This window comes from Arenivirga flava (assembly GCF_030161575.1).
Classification (GTDB): Bacteria; Actinomycetota; Actinomycetes; order Actinomycetales; family Microbacteriaceae; genus Arenivirga; species Arenivirga flava.
In genome coordinates this window covers 2,951,496-2,966,842 of the sequence record NZ_BSUL01000001.1, presented here as the reverse complement: position 1 = coordinate 2,966,842, position 15,347 = coordinate 2,951,496, and the positions used below count along the sequence as shown (strand labels likewise).

21 protein-coding genes and 2 tRNA genes are annotated in these 15,347 nt (G+C 73.2%); 14 read left to right on the top strand and 9 right to left on the bottom strand.

Going from position 1 to position 15,347, the window contains the following annotated elements; translation table 11 throughout:
- Positions 1 to 14: 14 nt before the first annotated feature.
- Positions 15 to 1,037 carry a 4-hydroxy-3-methylbut-2-enyl diphosphate reductase gene (locus QQK26_RS14590; RefSeq protein ID WP_284235366.1) on the bottom strand — a complete coding sequence of 341 codons (1,023 nt, stop codon included), beginning with the start codon at positions 1,035 to 1,037 and terminating at the stop codon, positions 15 to 17.
- 151 nt (positions 1,038 to 1,188) lie between these two features.
- Between QQK26_RS14590 and xseA the strand changes: the two genes are divergently transcribed.
- The 8 genes from xseA to QQK26_RS14550 all read left to right on the top strand — a co-directional run bounded on the left by xseA (position 1,189) and on the right by QQK26_RS14550 (position 8,097).
- Positions 1,189 to 2,466, top strand: a complete 1,278-nt coding sequence (gene xseA / locus QQK26_RS14585; protein WP_284234052.1) for an exodeoxyribonuclease VII large subunit — start codon at positions 1,189 to 1,191, stop codon at positions 2,464 to 2,466.
- Between the two features lies 1 nt (position 2,467).
- A complete protein-coding gene (locus QQK26_RS14580; protein WP_348520032.1) occupies positions 2,468 to 2,722 on the top strand; it encodes an exodeoxyribonuclease VII small subunit in 255 nt (84 codons plus the stop codon).
- A complete protein-coding gene (locus QQK26_RS14575; RefSeq protein ID WP_284234048.1) occupies positions 2,722 to 3,396 on the top strand; it encodes a DUF4245 family protein in 675 nt (224 codons plus the stop codon). The genes QQK26_RS14580 and QQK26_RS14575 overlap by 1 nt, the downstream gene beginning before the upstream one ends.
- A complete protein-coding gene (locus tag QQK26_RS14570) occupies positions 3,393 to 4,034 on the top strand; it encodes a carbonic anhydrase (RefSeq protein ID WP_284234046.1) in 642 nt (213 codons plus the stop codon). Before QQK26_RS14575 ends, QQK26_RS14570 begins: the two co-directional genes overlap by 4 nt.
- Before the next feature lie 53 nt (positions 4,035 to 4,087).
- Complete coding sequence (locus tag QQK26_RS14565; protein ID WP_284235364.1) at positions 4,088 to 5,485, top strand: class II fumarate hydratase; 1,398 nt, start codon at positions 4,088 to 4,090, stop codon at positions 5,483 to 5,485.
- A gap of 136 nt (positions 5,486 to 5,621) precedes the next feature.
- Positions 5,622 to 6,872, top strand: a complete 1,251-nt coding sequence (locus QQK26_RS14560) for a serine hydrolase family protein (protein WP_284234044.1) — start codon at positions 5,622 to 5,624, stop codon at positions 6,870 to 6,872.
- A gap of 431 nt (positions 6,873 to 7,303) precedes the next feature.
- A complete protein-coding gene (locus QQK26_RS14555; protein WP_284234042.1) occupies positions 7,304 to 7,939 on the top strand; it encodes an NADPH-dependent F420 reductase in 636 nt (211 codons plus the stop codon).
- 85 nt (positions 7,940 to 8,024) lie between these two features.
- Positions 8,025 to 8,097, top strand: a tRNA-Arg gene (locus tag QQK26_RS14550).
- A gap of 24 nt (positions 8,098 to 8,121) precedes the next feature.
- Here QQK26_RS14550 and QQK26_RS14545 read toward each other — a convergent pair.
- From QQK26_RS14545 to QQK26_RS14530, 4 genes are read right to left on the bottom strand one after another with little or no spacing between them, the layout of a single operon-like run.
- On the bottom strand, positions 8,122 to 8,610 hold the full coding sequence (locus QQK26_RS14545) for an Lrp/AsnC family transcriptional regulator (protein WP_284234040.1): 489 nt from the start codon (positions 8,608 to 8,610) through the stop codon (positions 8,122 to 8,124).
- Positions 8,610 to 8,954: a hypothetical protein gene (locus QQK26_RS14540; RefSeq protein WP_284234038.1), complete on the bottom strand. Its 345-nt coding sequence runs from the start codon at positions 8,952 to 8,954 to the stop codon at positions 8,610 to 8,612. Before QQK26_RS14540 ends, QQK26_RS14545 begins: the two co-directional genes overlap by 1 nt.
- Positions 8,955 to 8,977: 23 nt before the next feature.
- On the bottom strand, positions 8,978 to 9,196 hold the full coding sequence (locus QQK26_RS14535; protein WP_284234036.1) for an SCO4848 family membrane protein: 219 nt from the start codon (positions 9,194 to 9,196) through the stop codon (positions 8,978 to 8,980).
- Between the two features lie 25 nt (positions 9,197 to 9,221).
- Positions 9,222 to 9,908: a DUF2510 domain-containing protein gene (locus QQK26_RS14530; RefSeq protein ID WP_284234034.1), complete on the bottom strand. Its 687-nt coding sequence runs from the start codon at positions 9,906 to 9,908 to the stop codon at positions 9,222 to 9,224.
- 159 nt (positions 9,909 to 10,067) lie between these two features.
- Here QQK26_RS14530 and QQK26_RS14525 point away from each other — a divergent pair, with 159 nt between their 5' ends.
- The 3 genes from QQK26_RS14525 to QQK26_RS14515 all read left to right on the top strand — a co-directional run bounded on the left by QQK26_RS14525 (position 10,068) and on the right by QQK26_RS14515 (position 11,510).
- Positions 10,068 to 10,718 carry an SGNH/GDSL hydrolase family protein gene (locus QQK26_RS14525; RefSeq protein WP_284234032.1) on the top strand — a complete coding sequence of 217 codons (651 nt, stop codon included), beginning with the start codon at positions 10,068 to 10,070 and terminating at the stop codon, positions 10,716 to 10,718.
- A 59-nt stretch (positions 10,719 to 10,777) separates the two neighbouring features.
- The gene (gene orn, locus QQK26_RS14520) at positions 10,778 to 11,398 is read left to right on the top strand and encodes an oligoribonuclease (protein ID WP_284234030.1); all 621 of its coding nucleotides are present in this window, start codon (positions 10,778 to 10,780) and stop codon (positions 11,396 to 11,398) included.
- Between the two features lie 36 nt (positions 11,399 to 11,434).
- Positions 11,435 to 11,510 (top strand) — tRNA-His (locus QQK26_RS14515).
- A gap of 42 nt (positions 11,511 to 11,552) precedes the next feature.
- Here QQK26_RS14515 and QQK26_RS14510 read toward each other — a convergent pair.
- Positions 11,553 to 11,984, bottom strand: coding sequence for a VOC family protein (locus QQK26_RS14510; protein WP_284234027.1), 432 nt, complete (start codon positions 11,982 to 11,984; stop codon positions 11,553 to 11,555).
- Between the two features lie 21 nt (positions 11,985 to 12,005).
- Here QQK26_RS14510 and QQK26_RS14505 point away from each other — a divergent pair, with 21 nt between their 5' ends.
- A complete protein-coding gene (locus QQK26_RS14505) occupies positions 12,006 to 12,362 on the top strand; it encodes a metallopeptidase family protein (RefSeq protein WP_284234025.1) in 357 nt (118 codons plus the stop codon).
- Between the two features lie 10 nt (positions 12,363 to 12,372).
- Here the strand turns inward: QQK26_RS14505 and QQK26_RS14500 are convergent, their stop codons facing one another.
- Entirely contained in the window at positions 12,373 to 12,825 is a 453-nt protein-coding gene (locus tag QQK26_RS14500; RefSeq protein ID WP_284234023.1) for a hypothetical protein, read from the bottom strand.
- A gap of 188 nt (positions 12,826 to 13,013) precedes the next feature.
- Here QQK26_RS14500 and clpS point away from each other — a divergent pair, with 188 nt between their 5' ends.
- On the top strand, positions 13,014 to 13,358 hold the full coding sequence (gene clpS / locus QQK26_RS14495; protein ID WP_284234020.1) for an ATP-dependent Clp protease adapter ClpS: 345 nt from the start codon (positions 13,014 to 13,016) through the stop codon (positions 13,356 to 13,358).
- Complete coding sequence (locus QQK26_RS14490; protein WP_284234018.1) at positions 13,355 to 13,945, top strand: DUF2017 domain-containing protein; 591 nt, start codon at positions 13,355 to 13,357, stop codon at positions 13,943 to 13,945. The genes clpS and QQK26_RS14490 overlap by 4 nt, the downstream gene beginning before the upstream one ends.
- 310 nt (positions 13,946 to 14,255) lie before the next feature.
- Here the strand turns inward: QQK26_RS14490 and QQK26_RS14485 are convergent, their stop codons facing one another.
- Both QQK26_RS14485 and QQK26_RS14480 read right to left on the bottom strand, forming a co-directional pair.
- Positions 14,256 to 14,975 carry an LrgB family protein gene (locus QQK26_RS14485; RefSeq protein ID WP_284234016.1) on the bottom strand — a complete coding sequence of 240 codons (720 nt, stop codon included), beginning with the start codon at positions 14,973 to 14,975 and terminating at the stop codon, positions 14,256 to 14,258.
- Positions 14,972 to 15,340 carry a CidA/LrgA family protein gene (locus tag QQK26_RS14480; RefSeq protein ID WP_284235362.1) on the bottom strand — a complete coding sequence of 123 codons (369 nt, stop codon included), beginning with the start codon at positions 15,338 to 15,340 and terminating at the stop codon, positions 14,972 to 14,974. The genes QQK26_RS14485 and QQK26_RS14480 overlap by 4 nt, the downstream gene beginning before the upstream one ends.
- Positions 15,341 to 15,347: the final 7 nt, after the last annotated feature.

Here is a 15,347-nt window from a genome sequence, read left to right as displayed (position 1 = left end):
CGTCGAGTCTAGGGTCAGGACGTCCGACGTCCTCCGCGCGCCGCTCCCCCGCGATCGGGGCGCAGCTCGCGTGGCAGCGAGAAGACGAGGTCCTCGGAACCCGTGACGACCGGTTCGACGGTGTCGAAGCCCGCCGCGGCGAGGTCGTCGAGCAGCTCCTGCACGAGCACCTCGGGTGCGCTGGCGCCGCTCGTCACACCGACGGTGCGCGCGCCCGCGAGCCATTCCGGACGCACCTCCTCGGCGAAGTCGACGCGGTAGGCCGCGCGGGCGCCGTGCTCGAGCGCGACGTCGACGAGCCGCAGCGTGTTCGACGAGTTCGCCGAGCCCACCACGAGCACGACGTCGCTCCGGGCGGCCAGCTTGCGCATCGCGAGCTGACGGTTCTGCGTGGCGTAGCAGATGTCGTCGCTCGGCGGATCGGCCAGGTCGGGGAAGCGCAGCCGCAGCCGTCGCACGGTCTCCATGGTCTCGTCGACGGAGAGCGTGGTCTGCGAGAGCCAGACGAGCGGACGCCCCGCCGGCGGCTCGACGACGTCGGCGTGCGCCGGCGACTCCACGAGCGTCACGCGCCCCGGCGCCTGGCCCATCGTGCCCTCGACCTCCTCGTGCCCCGCGTGGCCGATGAGCAGGATGTGGCGTTCGTCGCGGACGAAGCGCTGCGCCTCCCGGTGCACCTTGGTCACGAGCGGGCAGGTGGCGTCGATGGCCGCGAGCCCGCGGTCGGCGGCCTGCTGGACGACCGCCGGCGAGACGCCGTGGGCCGAGAAGACCACGTTCGCACCCTCGGGCACGGCGTCGACCTCGTCGACGAAGACCGCCCCCATCCGCTCGAGGGTGTCGACCACGTGCCTGTTGTGCACGATCTCCTTGCGCACGTACACGGGGGCGCCGAAGCGCTCGAGGGCCTGCTGCACGGCGAGCACCGCCCTGTCCACACCCGCGCAGTATCCACGGGGTGCGGCCAGCAGCACCCGGCCGTGTCGGTCGCCCGCGGTAGCCTGGAGCGGCGCTCGAGGCGATCGAGCACGAGGCATGGCCAGGCTCGTGAGCGGCGCGCCGACCCTGCGCGGGTCGGTCGTCGCTGCGGTCTCGGGCACGCCCGGAGTCTACGCTCGGGCCCCGCTCCGGTCCCGTGCGTGCAGCGTGCGCGGAGCGTTCCACCAGACCATCGACCGAGGGAGCTGCATGACCATCGAGGTCGGCCCGCCCACCCCCGACGCGCCCTGGTCGGTCTCGCTGCTCGCGGGCAAGATCAAGGGCTGGATCGACCGGCTCGGCACGGCGTGGGTCGAGGGCGAGATCACCCAGTGGTCGGTCTCGGGCGGCAACGTCTACGGCAAGCTCAAGGACCTCGAGGCCGACGCCACCGTCTCCTTCTCGATCTGGTCGTCCGTCCGCTCGAAGGTGCCCGCCGATCTCAAGCAGGGCGACCGCGTGATCGCCGCGCTCAAGCCCAACTACTGGGTCAAGGGCGGCACGCTCAGCATGCAGGTCTTCGAGATGCGCCATGTGGGGCTCGGCGACCTGCTCGAGCGCCTCGAACGGCTGAAGCGCACGCTCGCCGCGGAGGGGCTGTTCGATCCGGCGCGTAAGAAGCCGCTGCCCTTCCTGCCGCACTGCATCGGCCTGATCACCGGCAAGGACTCCGACGCCGAGAAGGACGTGCTGCGCAACGCCCAGCTGCGCTGGCCCCAGGTGCGCTTCCGCACCGTGCACACCGCGGTGCAGGGCGACAGGTCGGCGGCGGAGGTGAGCGCGGCGATCGAGCTGCTCGATGCCGATCCGGAGGTCGACGTCATCATCGTCGCCCGCGGCGGCGGCGACTTCCAGAACCTGCTCGGCTTCAGCGACGAGCGCCTCGTGCGCACCGCGGCGGCCGCTCGCACGCCGATCGTCTCGGCGATCGGGCACGAGGCCGACCGGCCGATCCTCGACGAGGTGGCCGACCTGCGCGCATCGACCCCGACCGACGCCGCGAAGCGCGTCGTGCCCGACGTGGTCGAGGAGCTCGCGCGGGTGCAGCAGGCGCGCTCGCGCCTCACGCTGCGCCTCGGCGCGTTCGTGCGCAGCGAGTTCGACCGCCTGCAGCAGCTGCGCTCGCGGCCTGCGCTGGCGAACCCCGCCTGGCTCGTCGACACGCGCGCGGAGGAGGTGGCGCGCGCCGCCGCCCGCGGTCGCGAGATCGTCGACCGGCGCCTCGAGCTCGCCGCGCACCGTGTCGAGGCGCTCCGCTCCAGCCTGCGCGCCCTCTCGCCCCAGAGCACCCTCGACCGCGGCTACGCCATCGCGCAGACCGCCGACGGCGCGGTGCTGCGCGACGCTGCGGAGGCGCCGAGCGGTTCCGCCCTCACCCTCACCCTGGCCCGCGGAGCGGTCACCGCCACCGCGGGCGAGCGGGCCGCCAGGCCCGGCGAGGACCCCGCATCCGCTCGCTCGGAATCGGCCCCAGCGGGCCGGGAATAGGATGGCCACCGTGCCCGAGAACCCCGTGACCCCGGCCGGCGCCGCGCCCCTCGAAGGCGTCGCCGAGCTGAGCTACGAGCAGGCGCGCGACGAGCTCGTGCGCGTCGTCGGCGAGCTCGAGCAGGGCAACGCCACCCTCGAGCAGTCGCTCGCGCTCTGGGAGCGCGGTGAGGCGCTCGCCGCCCGCTGCGAGCAGTGGCTGCTCGGCGCTCGCGAGCGCCTCGAGGCGGCCCGCGCCGCCGCCGAGGGGTCCTGATGGCGCGCAGGGCCGCCGAGCCGCGGATCGTCGCCGAGCTGGGCCGCCCCGAGACCCCGGACGAGACCGCCGCCCGCAAGGCCGAGAACTCGCGCAGGCACCGGGCCAATCAGACCCTTTTCAACCTCGTGATCGCCACCCTGGTGTCGCTGGCCGTCGTGCTCGTGATGGTGCTCGTCGTGGTGCGCCCCGGCGAACCCGAGCGCGAGTTCGTCGACCCCGCGGCCATCGCGGCCCAGGCCGGCGAGATCGGCTCCGACCTGACCGTCGCCGAGATGCCGGACGGATGGGCCGCCAACCGCGCCGAGGTGCGCACGGGGCGCGACGGCATCACCACCTGGACGATCGGCTACCTTACCGACGAGGATGCGGTGCTCGGCGACGGCTACATCGGCGCCACCCAGGCGCTCGATGCCAACGAGACCTGGGTCGCGGTGCAGCTGGAGCTGCAGCCGGCCACCGGGGTGACCACCATCGGCGGCCGCGAGTGGACGGTCTACGACGACCGCGAGGACCCCGATGCGGGCAACCTCGCCTACTCGCTCGTCACCTGGGTCGGCCCCGACGCCTACGTGCTGAGCGGGCGCGCCGATCCCGAGGACTTCGAGCAGCTCGCCGCCGCGATGCTCGCAGCCGCAACCGACCGCAGCGGCCAGGGAGAAGGATCCGAATGACCCGCACGACCCCCGCCGAGGCCTGGAACGATCTGCTCGCCGGCAACCAGCGCTTCATCGACGGCACCCCGCTGCACCCGCGCCAGGACGCCGAGCGCCGCGCCGCGCTCGCGCACTCGCAGGCGCCGACGGTGGCGCTGTTCGGCTGCAGCGACTCGCGCCTCGCCGCCGAGGTCATCTTCGACCAGGGGTTGGGCGACCTGTTCGTCGTGCGCAACGCCGGCCAGGTGCTCGGCGACTCCGTCGTCGGCAGCCTCGAGTACGCCGTGGCCGTGCTCGGCGTCTCGATGCTCGTGGTGCTCGGCCACGACGAGTGCGGCGCCGTGCGCGCGGCCATCGACGCGACGGCCAAGGACGCGGCCCCGCTGCCGCCGCAGATCCGCTTCCTCACCGACCGCATCGCTCCCGCCGTGCGCGCGGTGGCGCACACCGCTCCCGTCACCGGATCGATCGACCCCGCGACGGTCGACGCCGGCGAGGTCGGACGGGTGCACCTGCGCAACACCGTGGCAGGACTGCTCGAGCACTCGGAGATCATCGCGGCCGCGGTCGCCGACGGTAGCCTGGCGATCGTCGGGGCGAACTACGTGCTGTCCGAAGGACGTGCCGTGCCCGACAGCATCGTCGGGCTCGCTTGAGCGCCGACCTGCAACGTTCCGAATCCGGCAAGCAGAAGGAGACCCACGACGTGGTGGACGAGAACCAGGACTTCCGCATCGAGCACGACACCATGGGCGAGGTGCGGGTGCCCGCGAAGGCCCTCTACCGGGCGCAGACCCAGCGCGCGGTGGAGAACTTCCCGATCTCGGGGGCCGGTCTCGAGCCCGGTCAGATCATCGCGCTGGCGCGCATCAAGCGGGCCGCCGCGATCGTCAACGGTCGGCGCGGCATCATCGCCGACGACGTCGCGCAGGCGATCGTCGGCGCCGCGGAGCAGATCATCGGCGGCCGCCACCTCGACCAATTCCCGGTCGACGTCTACCAGACCGGCTCCGGCACGTCGTCGAACATGAACGCCAACGAGGTGCTCGCCACGCTGGCGACCGAGATCCTCGGCGCTCCGGTGCATCCGAACGACCACGTCAACGCCTCGCAGTCGTCGAACGACGTCTTCCCGACCTCGGTGCACGTCGCCGTGACCGGTGCGCTGATCCACGACCTCATCCCGGCGCTCGACCACCTGGCGAAGGCGCTCGAGGCGAAGGCCGAGCTGTGGAGGTCGGTCGTCAAGGCCGGCCGCACGCACCTCATGGACGCCACCCCCGTCACGCTTGGCCAGGAGTTCGCCGGCTACGCGCGCCAGATCCGCCTCGGCATCGAGCGCGTCGAGAGCGCCCTCCCCCGCGTGGCGGAGGTGCCGCTCGGCGGCACCGCCACCGGCACCGGCATCAACACCCCCGTCGGATTCCCGCAGGAGGTCATCGCCGAGCTCGCGAGCGACAGCGGCCTGCCGATCACCGAGGCGCTCGACCACTTCGAGGCGCAGGGAGCGCGCGACGGCCTCGTCGACGCCTCCGGTGCGCTGCGCGTCATCGCCGTCAGCCTGACCAAGATCAACAACGACCTGCGCTGGATGGGCTCGGGCCCGAACACGGGCCTCGGCGAGCTGCACATCCCCGACCTGCAGCCCGGCTCGTCCATCATGCCCGGCAAGGTCAACCCCGTGGTCCCCGAGGCCGTGCTGATGGTGAGCGCGCGCGTGATCGGCAACGACGCGACCATCGCCTGGGCCGGCGCCAGCGGCTCCTTCGAACTCAACGTGGCGATCCCGGTCATGGGCACCGCGCTGCTCGAGTCGATCCGCCTGCTCGCCAACTCGGTGCGGGTGCTCGCCGACAAGACCGTCGACGGCCTCGAGGCGAACGTCGAGCGCGCCCGCGCGCTCGCCGAGTCGAGCCCGTCGATCGTGACCCCGCTGAACAAGATCATCGGCTACGAGGCGGCGGCGAAGATCGCCAAGCACTCGGTCGCCGAGAAGCTCACCGTGCGCGAGGCCGTCGTCGACCTCGGCTTCGTCGAGCGCGGCGAGATCACCGAGGAGCAGCTCGATGCCGCCCTCGACGTGCTCTCGATGACGCACCCGGGCTGATCGCCTGGAGCGGAGGGGGACGGATGCGCGCATCCATCCCCTCCGCCGCCCCCGGCGGTCTCGGGTCGATCACGATCGACGACGACGCGGCCATCGGATGCGGTCAGGCGGCGCGGCCCGCCCGTAGCCTGTCCCCATGGCTGAGGAGATCGCGCGGCGGCGCAGCGGACGGGGCATCGGCATCGCGATCGGCACCGTGGCGATCCTGCTGCCCGGACTGTTCCTCGGGACGACGATCCTGCCCAGCCTGCCGGCCGCATCCGTGCACCTGGCGCAGCTCGAGGACGCCGAGATCGCCAGCCCGCCGCTGGCGCTGCCGGAGGACGGGCAGTCCGCGGTCATCGTCGGCGACGGCGAGACGCTGCTCGCGAGCACCGGCGGCGACGAGGTCGGCGCCTTCGAGTCGATCCCGATGGGCGGCTCCGCCAAGCTCGTGTCGGCGCTCGTGACCCTGGATGCGCATCCGCTCGAGGCCGGGCGCAACGGCGAGAGCGTCGTCGTGACCGACGAGGACTTCGCCGCCTACCAGTCGCTCGTCTTCGCCGGCGCGCGCACGATCCCGGTGACCGTCGGCTCGCGGTGGACCGAGCGCGAGATGATCGCCGCCTCGCTGCTCTCGGCCAGCAACAACCACGCCGACATGCTCGTGCGCTGGGCGTTCGGCAGCCAGGCCGAGTACCTGGCGGCCGCCGAGGCGTGGCTCGTCGAGCACGGCTTCGACGGCACCGCCTTGGCGGACGCCTCGGGGCTCAGCGGCGACAGCGTCTCCACGGCCGAGGACCTGGTGCGCATCGGCGCGCTCGCGGCCGCCGATCCCCTCATCGCCTCGCTCGTCACCACCGACGGCATCGGCGCCGTCAACGGCGCGAGCATCACCAACACCAACCGCTACGAGCCTGCCGGCGCCGCTACGACGGTCTCGCGCAGCTACACGAACGCGGCCGCGGTCACCGTCGTGCTCAGCCTGACCACCGACTCGGGCGAGACGCTCACCGCGGCGTTCATGCGCCAGCCCTCCTACGACGCCATGGCGGCGACGGTCACCACGTTCATGGAGTCGGCCGCCGCGGCCACCGCGCAGATCGAGGCGCTGCCGGCGGGGACCGTCGTCGGCGAACTGCGCACCGCGTGGGGCGAGCGCATCGATCTGGTGCTCGGCGAGCCGCTCGTCACCGTCGGCGGCGTGCCGTCGCCGGACGACATCGACTACCAGCTCGACGAGATCCGGACGATCCGCGCCGGCGCCAAGGCCGGCGAGGCGGTGGCGACGGTGGCGGAGCGCACCGCATCCGCTCGCGTGGAGGCCGGCGGTGCGCTCCGCGATCCGGGCCTCGCCTGGCGGCTGACGCATCCGCTCGACATGCTCGGCTCGGCGTTCCGCGGCTGAGCGCCCGCCGCGCGCCGGCACTCACCGCCCGGTCACCGACCGCCGGGGCGCTGCTCGCCCGGTCACCGACCGCGCACCAGCCCCTCGCCTCGCCCCCTTCACCCCCTCACCCCCGCCCCTCTGGCGCTCGCCCCTCAGCCTCTCCCCGCTCAGCCCTTCGCGGCACAGCCTTTCGCCGCTCAGCTTTTCCCCCTCAGCCTCTCCCCGCTCAGCCTTTTACCAAACGACGGAGATCTGAGCGTTCGGGGGCATCGTCGTCGCCGACTTCCCTGGTTCTGCAGCCTTCGCTCCTGGCCGCTCCGTCCAATCTCCGTCGTTTGGCAAGAGGGCTGTGGGGCGAGCGGATGCGGGCGGGGCCGTCGAGCGCGCGAGCGGTCGGGCACTCGGGCGGGCGCCGGAATAGCGGGCGGATACATGCGGTTGCATGGAGCATGAGCAGCATCGCGATCCTGGGGGCCGGCCGCGTCGGCACGAGCCTCGCCCGAGCCGCCCTGGCGGCCGGGGACGACGTGACCGTGGCCGCGTCGGGCGATCCGGCGCGCATCCGACTCATCGTCGAGATGCTCGCCCCGGGCGCCCGGGCCGCCACCGCCGCGGAGGCCGTGGACGGCGCCGACCTGGTCGTGCTGGCGGTGCCGATGCACGAGTTCCGCACGGTCGACCCCGCGATCCTGGCCGGCAGGGTGGTCATCGACCTCATGAACCAGTGGGAGCCCGTCGACGGACCGCTGCCCGAGCTCGACGCGGCCGAGGACGGCAGCAGCACCATCGTGCAGCGGCATTTCACCGGCACCCGCCTCGTGAAGACCCTCAACCAGCTCGGCTACCACGAGCTCGAGGAGGACGCCCGCGCCGCCGGCCACCAGCGCCGACGCGCGCTGGGCGTCGCCGGCGACGACGCCGAGGCGGTCGCCGTCGTGAGCGCGTTCGTCGACCGGATCGGCTTCGACCCGGTGCCGGTCGGCCCGCTCGCCGCGGGCGCCGCGCTGCAGCCCGGCGGTCCGGTGTTCGGCGTCTTCCACGACGCCGAGTCACTCGCCGCCGCGGTGGAGCGCGTCGCGGCCTGACCGGTCCGACGAGGTCGACCGGGCTGCTCATCACCCGCGCCGCGCCATCCGCTCGACGCCCGCTCCTGACTACACTGGCCATCGCGCCCCCGTAGCTCAGCGGATAGAGCAGGAGCCTTCTAATCTCTTGGTCGCAGGTTCGATTCCTGCCGGGGGCACCGCGTCCGCACGCCGCAGCGTCCTCAGAAGACCGGCGGCCCCGCATCCGGGTCGGGGAACAGCCGCAGGTCGCGCAGGTGCTCGAAGACGATGCTCGTCTCGGTGCGCGCGACGCCCGGGTCGGCGCTGAGGTAGTCGGTGACGAAATCGCGCAGCTCGTCGGTGTCGCGCACCGCGACGTTGACGAGGAAGTCGTCGCGCCCGGCGAGGTAGTACACGTCGAGCACCTGGGGGTAGCGGATGAACCGCCGGGCGTAGTCGCGGATGTCGGCGCGCACGTCCGCCGACAGCCCGACCGAGATCATGGCCTGCAGCGGGCGGTCGATCGCGCGCATCGACACCTCGGTGCGGAAGCCCGTGATGACCCCGGCGGCCTGCAGCGCGCGCACGCGGGTGAGGCAGGTGGACGGCGCGATGCCGACCGCCGCGGCGAGGGCGTTGTTGGGCAGCCGGGCGTTGCGGGCGAGCTCCGCGAGGATCGCCCGGTCGACAGCGTCGAACTGCGCGGCCATCAGCTGCTCGGCAGGGCGACGAGCCGCCAGTAGCGCGAGTCCTCGCGGCGCTGGAACCACCGCAGCCGGAGCAGGCGGCGTCCGGCGCGGAAGGGCACGGAACCGCCGGCGGGCACCGACTCCCAGCGCAGCGGACCGTCGACGGGCTGCTCCGGGTCCTCCGGCAGCAGCTCGACGCGCCGCGCCGCGTGGGGCCCCTCGTTGCGCAGCAGCCAGCCGACGGTCGGCCCCGTGCCGCCGAACATCGTGCCACGCAGGAAGGCGGGCATGCCGGCGATCCGCTCCTCATCGGGGTCGGCGACCACGCTCCAGACGGTGGGCTCCTCGGCCGGCTGCTCGCTCATCCGCTCATCCCCCGTTCCGGCGCTCAGGCGTGCAGCAGGCCGACGATGCCGGCGACTCCGGAGGCGACGGCGAGCGCGAGGGAGACGCTCACGAGCACGACGTGCACGATGAGGAACGGGGTCGCCTTGCCGTGCTCGTCGCGGGCCCGGGCGTCCTTGGCCACGCGCTTCAGGAACTGCGGCCAGACGACGACGTTCCAGACGGCGTTGACGAGCAGGAGGACGCTGAGCAGCACGATCATGCGACCATCCTGGCAGCCGGCCCGCTCAGCGGGCGCTGATCGAGTCGATCAGCCACGCGTCGCCCTCGCACACGAGCTCGTAGCGGTAGGTGTCGATCCGCTCCTCCTCGTCGCCGGGCACCCGGTAGCGCTCGCTCGTGTCGACCCAGGCGAGCTCGCCCTGCACCGAGGTCTCGTCGACGGTGACGCGGTAGTCCTCGTAGCTCTGCAGGAACGAGCGCTGGCTGTCGGCGAGCAGGGCGCAGTCGTCCCAGCCGAGGTCGGCGATGAAGGCGGCCGTGCCGACCGAGCCGGCGGTCTCGCAGGCGCCGCCCGCCCAGAGCTCGTTGTAGGCATCGACGACGGATGCGGCGCCGGGGTCGACCGGGTCGCCGACGGCACCGCTCATCGCCAGCACCGCGCCGCCGGCCCCGGCGAGCACGATCGCGCCGAGCAGCCCGCCGAGCACCCAGGGCAGGGCGCGCCTGCGCGGGCGCGCACGGAGCGCGGCGGAGTCGGGCGTCGCGACGGGCGCGGCGGCCTCCTGCGCCGCGGCCTGCTGCCGGGCCCACGCGACGACGGGGTCGACATCGTCATCGTGGCGCTCCACGCGCAGTGAGCGGATGGGGTCGGCCGGCGCCGGGTCCAGCACATCGCCGGACCAGGCCGCGCCGTCCCACCAGCGGAGCCGTCCCGTGCCGTCGTCGTACCAGCCCGGTGCTGCCTGCGTCATTCCCGATACTCCATGCGTCGCGTCCCCGAGCATCCCAGTCAACCCGACGGCCGTCGCCCTGTCATCGTCCGTATACGGGGGGCGAACGCTCCGTGTCCGGGCGGCGAACCCTGCCGCGGGCTGCCGCCGGGCGCGCCCCCGCTCGCCCAGGATGGCTGCGTGTCGCACGCACCGTGGCAGCGCTACATCGCGCTCGGGGACCCGTTGGCCGACGGGTCGGACGGCGTGGCGCCCGGTCGCACGTCGGCGCCGGGCTGGGCGGCGCACCTGGCGGCGATCCTCGACCGCGACGCGCGGCTCGGCGACCCCGAGCGCTGCGGCGTCGCGTTCTCGGACCGCACGGACCGCGACCACGCGCTGACCGAGGTCGTGCGCGAGCAGGTGCCGCGCGCGCTCGCGGCGCGGGCCGATCTCGTCTCGATCGTGACGGGAGGACGCGAGCTGCTCGCCACGGGCGCCGATCCCGACGCTGTCGCCGCGCGCCTGGAGGCCGGCGTCTCGGCCCTGCGCGCCGCCGGTACCGACGTGCTGCTGGCGACGAGCTTCGACCCGCGCTCCGCGCCGTCGCTGCGAGTCCGGCGCGGCCGGGCTGCGGTGTTCAACGCGCACCTCTGGAGCATCGCCCGCCGTCACGGAACCTTCGTGCTCGACGTCTGGGGCATGCGCGACCTGCAGAGCCCTCGTCACTGGGTGCAGGGGCGCGTGCGGCTCGACGCCGTCGGGCACCGGCTGCTCGCGAACCGCGCGGCGCACTGCCTCGGCGTCGCCTACGCCGAGGCCGGGCGCCCGCGGGCCTCGCCCGAGGCGTGAGCACGCACGACGAGCGGATGCGGGCGGCCGTGTCCGCGGCACGTCCTAGACTCGTGCCCATGGCTGCTGCGATCGACCGTCTCGTCTGGATCGACTGCGAGATGACCGGTCTCGACCTGGAGGTCGACGAGCTCGTCGAGGTCGCCGTGGTCGTCACCGACTTCGAGCTGAACCTCGTCGACCCGGGCTTCTCCATCGTGATCGAGCCGTCGGATGCGGCGCGCGCCAACATGGGCGAGTTCGTCACGAACATGCACACCGAGTCGGGTCTGCTCGACGAGCTCGACGGGGGCGCGACGCTCGCCGACGCCGAGCAGCAGGTGCTCGACTACATCAAGCGCCTCGTCCCGCTGCCCGGCAAGGCTGCGCTCGCCGGCAACACGATCGGCACCGACCGCTCCTTCATCGCCCGGTACATGCCGCTCGTCGACGGCCACCTGCACTACCGCAGCGTCGACGTCTCGTCGTTCAAGGTGCTCGCCCACGAGTGGTTCCCGCGCGTGTACTTCAACGCGCCCGCCAAGCACGGCGGCCACCGCGCCCTCGCCGACATCCTCGAGTCGATCCGCGAGCTGCACTACTACCGCCGCGCGCTCTTCGTCGAGCAGCCCGGTCCGACCACCGAGCAGGTGCAGGCCATCTCCGCCGAGGTGGTGGCGGAGTTCGCCCCGAATCTGTAATACACTCTCCTAGTTGCCGGTGCGCCGGCAGTCATGGTGGGCGTAGCTCAGTTGGTAGAGCGCCGGCTTGTGGTGCCGGATGTCGCGGGTTCAAGTCCCGTCGTTCACCCCACGTGACGAATCCCCCGGAGCGGCGCTCCGGGGGATTCGTCGTTCACGCGCCGAACGAGACCGTGCCGTCGTCCGCGACGTGCCAGCCCGGGTTGTGCGCGAGCTCCCACACGACGCCGTTCGGGTCCTCGATGATCGCGTGGAAGACACCGCCGAACGCCCCGGGCGCAGGTGCCACGCGCACGCGACCGCCCGCCGCCTGCATCGCCGCGGCCAGCTCGCGCACCGCATCCGCGCTGCCGACGTTGTGGGCGACCGTCACCCCCGCCACCGCGGGCGGCGCATCGAGGCCGAGGTCCTCGGCGAACCCCACCGCGTCGAAGAGCCCGAGCACCTGGCCGGGCGCGGACTGGAAGAACAGGATCTCGCCCGGCACGTCGAGCAGCGGCCGCCAGCCGAGGCCGTCGACGTAGAAGCGGCGCGCCGCGTCGAGGTCGCGGGTGGCGAAGGTCACGAAGTGCAGGTCCTGGCGCATGGCGCCCAGGGTAGTTCTGCGATGCTGGAACGCGTGGAGATGAGCGCCGACCGTTTCGACCAGCTGGTCACCGAGGAGCTCGACGACCTGCCCGACGAGATGGTCGACGGTCTCGACAACGTCGTCTTCGTCGTGGAGGACCGGCCGGAGGACGGATCGGACCTGCTGGGCCTCTACGAGGGCGTCGCGCTCACCGAGCGGGGCCAGTACGGCTTCGGCGAGATGCCCGACCGCATCGTGCTCTACCGCGAGCCGCTGCTGGCGCTCTGCGACGACGAGGACCACCTTCGCGACGAGGTGCACATCACGCTCGTGCACGAGATCGCGCACTTCTACGGCATCGACGACGCCCGACTGCACGAGCTCGGCTGGGCCTGAGCCGCGCGGATCAGCTCCCCAGGCGATCGGTGCAGACGATGCCCGGCCCCGGCACGACGTCCATGTCGTGCTCGCCGACATAGCCCGGGTCGAGCACGGGAGCGGCCGACTCCGACTCCGAGGACGACATGGCGAAGGAGAAGATCTCGCCCGAGAAGTCCTCGTCCGTCGGATCCTCGCGGGTCGCCCAGACGACGAGGAAGCCGCCCTCGCTGCCGCCCGCCGCCATCACGCCGCCGAGCGTCCAGATGTCGAGCGGCTCGTAACGCGTCGTGGTCAGCTCGGTGAGCACCTGCGGGTACGGCTCGACGCCCGGCTGCTGGTACCCCGGCTCGGCGGCGATGCTCGCGTTGACGGCGGCGAGCGCGGCCGCCGAGGCGGGCGCGCACTCGATCGCGGTCGATGCGGGCTCCGGTGCGGGCTCGCTCGTCGCGACGGGCTCCCCGGCGCCGCCGTCGCGCATCCGGTCAGCAGCAGTCCGCTCGCGAGCAGCGCCGCGATCCCCGTCGTCCTCGTCCCCACGGCGCCGACGTTACCGGTGCTCGCCGGCCGGGCGCATCATCCGCTCGGCTGGCCCTCGACGACCGAGGCACTGGATGCACCCTGGACGCGGCGCGCACGAGCGGTGCCGCCTGCGCCAGAATGGGACGGATGCCCTCCTCCGCCTCCACGCTGCTGCCGACGCCCGGCGCCCCCGGCGCTGCCGGCACGGCGCCCGAGACGCGGCGGAGCGAGGCCCCGCAGCTGCGGGAGCTGCCGGACCACCCCTGGGCGCTCGTGGTCTGGGACGACCCGGTCAACCTCATGTCGTACGTGACGTACGTGTTCCGCAGCTACTTCGGCTTCGAGCAGGGCGAGGCGCACCGACTGATGCTGCTGGTGCACGAGGAGGGCCGCGCGGTCGTCGCGACCGGCAGCCACGAGGAGATGGAGCGCCACGTGGAGGCGATGCACGACTTCGGTCTGTGGGCCAGCCTGCAGAAGGTGGGCGGATGAGGCCGTTCCGCCGCCGCGACGAGCGTTTCGACGCCGAGCTCGAGAGCGCCGAGGCGCGCCTGATCGTCAATCTGGCGGCGCAGCTCATCACGCTGCTGCGCGATCGCAGCGGCGAGGCCGACGAGGGCCACAGCGTCGACAGCGAGGGCCTCGACGTGTTCGCCCGCCTGGAGCAGCGCGGACCGCGCTCCATCTCGGTGGACCCGGTGCTCGCCCGGCTGCTGCCGGACGCCTACCGCGACGACGAGTCCGCGTCGGCCGAGTTCCGCCGGCTCACCGAGCCCGGGCTCATCGACCGCAAGGTCGCGCAGCTGCGCGCCGTCATGGCCGACCTCACCAGCATCGAGACGGTCACCGAGGAGGACGCCGAGGACCTTCCGGTCGTGCTCGACGAGGCCGGTGCGCTGGCCTGGCTGCGCGCGCTGACCGACCTGCGGCTGGCCCTGGCCGCCCGCCTCGGCATCGAGTCGGCGACGCCGCGCGGCCCCGAGCAGCCCGACGAGGACGTCGTCGGCCTGCTCGCGGTCTACGACTGGCTGGGCCTCGTGCAGGAGTCGCTGGTGGCGGCCCTGCAGCCCGAAGCCTGAGCAGCTCGTCCAGCAGCATGCCCGAGGCGAGAAGCCTGCTGGCCGAGCGCCCTCGCACCCCGGCCGCCGGGCCCGCTGGCCCCTCTGCGATCGATGTTCCTCGGGAGCCGCGCAGTACCCGAACGACACCGCGGTAGCGGAACGCGCACTGCGGCGTCGTTCCGATACTGCGCGAGCGGAGCGGCGGATACGCGGGGCGGCGGAGTGCATCCGCTCGGCCGCGTCCGCTGCAGCGGAGCACCGCGACGACAGCGGAGTACCGGGATGCGTGCGCCCTGGTCGTTCCGATGCTGCGAAGCGGCTCGACGGGTCAGACCGCCAGCAGCAGCGGCGCCAGGAACGGCAGCACGCCGCCGGTGACCAGCGCGGTGATGGCGAGCGCCAGGGCCGCGAAGGCCGCCGCCTGCGGCTCCTCGCGCAGCAGCCGCGCCGTGACGATCGCGTGCGAGCCGACACCGAGGCCGAGGCCGCGCAGCCGCGGGTCGCGGATGCGGAGCAGGTTCAGCAGCTCGGGGCCGAGCAGCGCGCCGAGGATGCCCGCGCAGAGGGTGAAGACCGCGGCGAGCGATCCGACGCCGCCGATCGCCTCGGCCGCGGCGATCGAGACCGGGGTGGTCGCCGACTTCGGCGCCATGGAGAGGGCCAGCTGCTCGTCGCCGCCGAGCCAGCGCACCGCCAGCAGCGCGACGACCATGGCGGCGAGCGAGCCCGCGATCACGGCCGGCAGGATCATCGCCGCCGACGCCGCGATGCGCCGGGCCTCGCGGTAGAGCGGGATCGCGAGCGCGACGGTGGCCGGTCCGAGCAGCAGCGAGAACAGCTGCGCACCCTCGAGGTAGGTCGCGTAGTCGATGCCGGTGAGCAGCAGCGTGCCCCCGACGAGCCCGATGGCGATGAGGATGGGGTTCACGAGCGGCGTGTGTCCCGCCTTGGCCGCGAGCCAGCGGGCGAGCACCATCGCGGCGAGCGTGAGCAGGATGCCCAGCAGCGGCGAGTCGAGCACGGCGCCCCAGGCGGCGGTGAGGTTCACGACGCCCTCCTGCCCGCGACGGCGCGCTGCACCCGGAGGATGCCGGCGCCGACGCCGATGATCACGAGCACGGCGGCGAGCCAGGAGAGCAGCACGCCGGCGACGATCGGCAGCCACTGCTCGGCGAAGAGGTGCAGGTACAGGACGAGGCCGGCGCCCGCCGGCACGAACAGCAGCGGCAACCAGCCGAGCAGCTCGTCGGCGGCCGCGAAGACCGACGCCTCCGGCCTCGGTCGCACGATCAGCAGCGCCGCGAGCAGCAGCGCCATGCCCAGGATCGTGCCCGGCACGGGCAGCCCGAGCAGCGCGACGAGGAACTCGCCGGCGAGCTGCGCGGCGACGATACCGAGCAGCCCCGGCAGCACCCGCCCC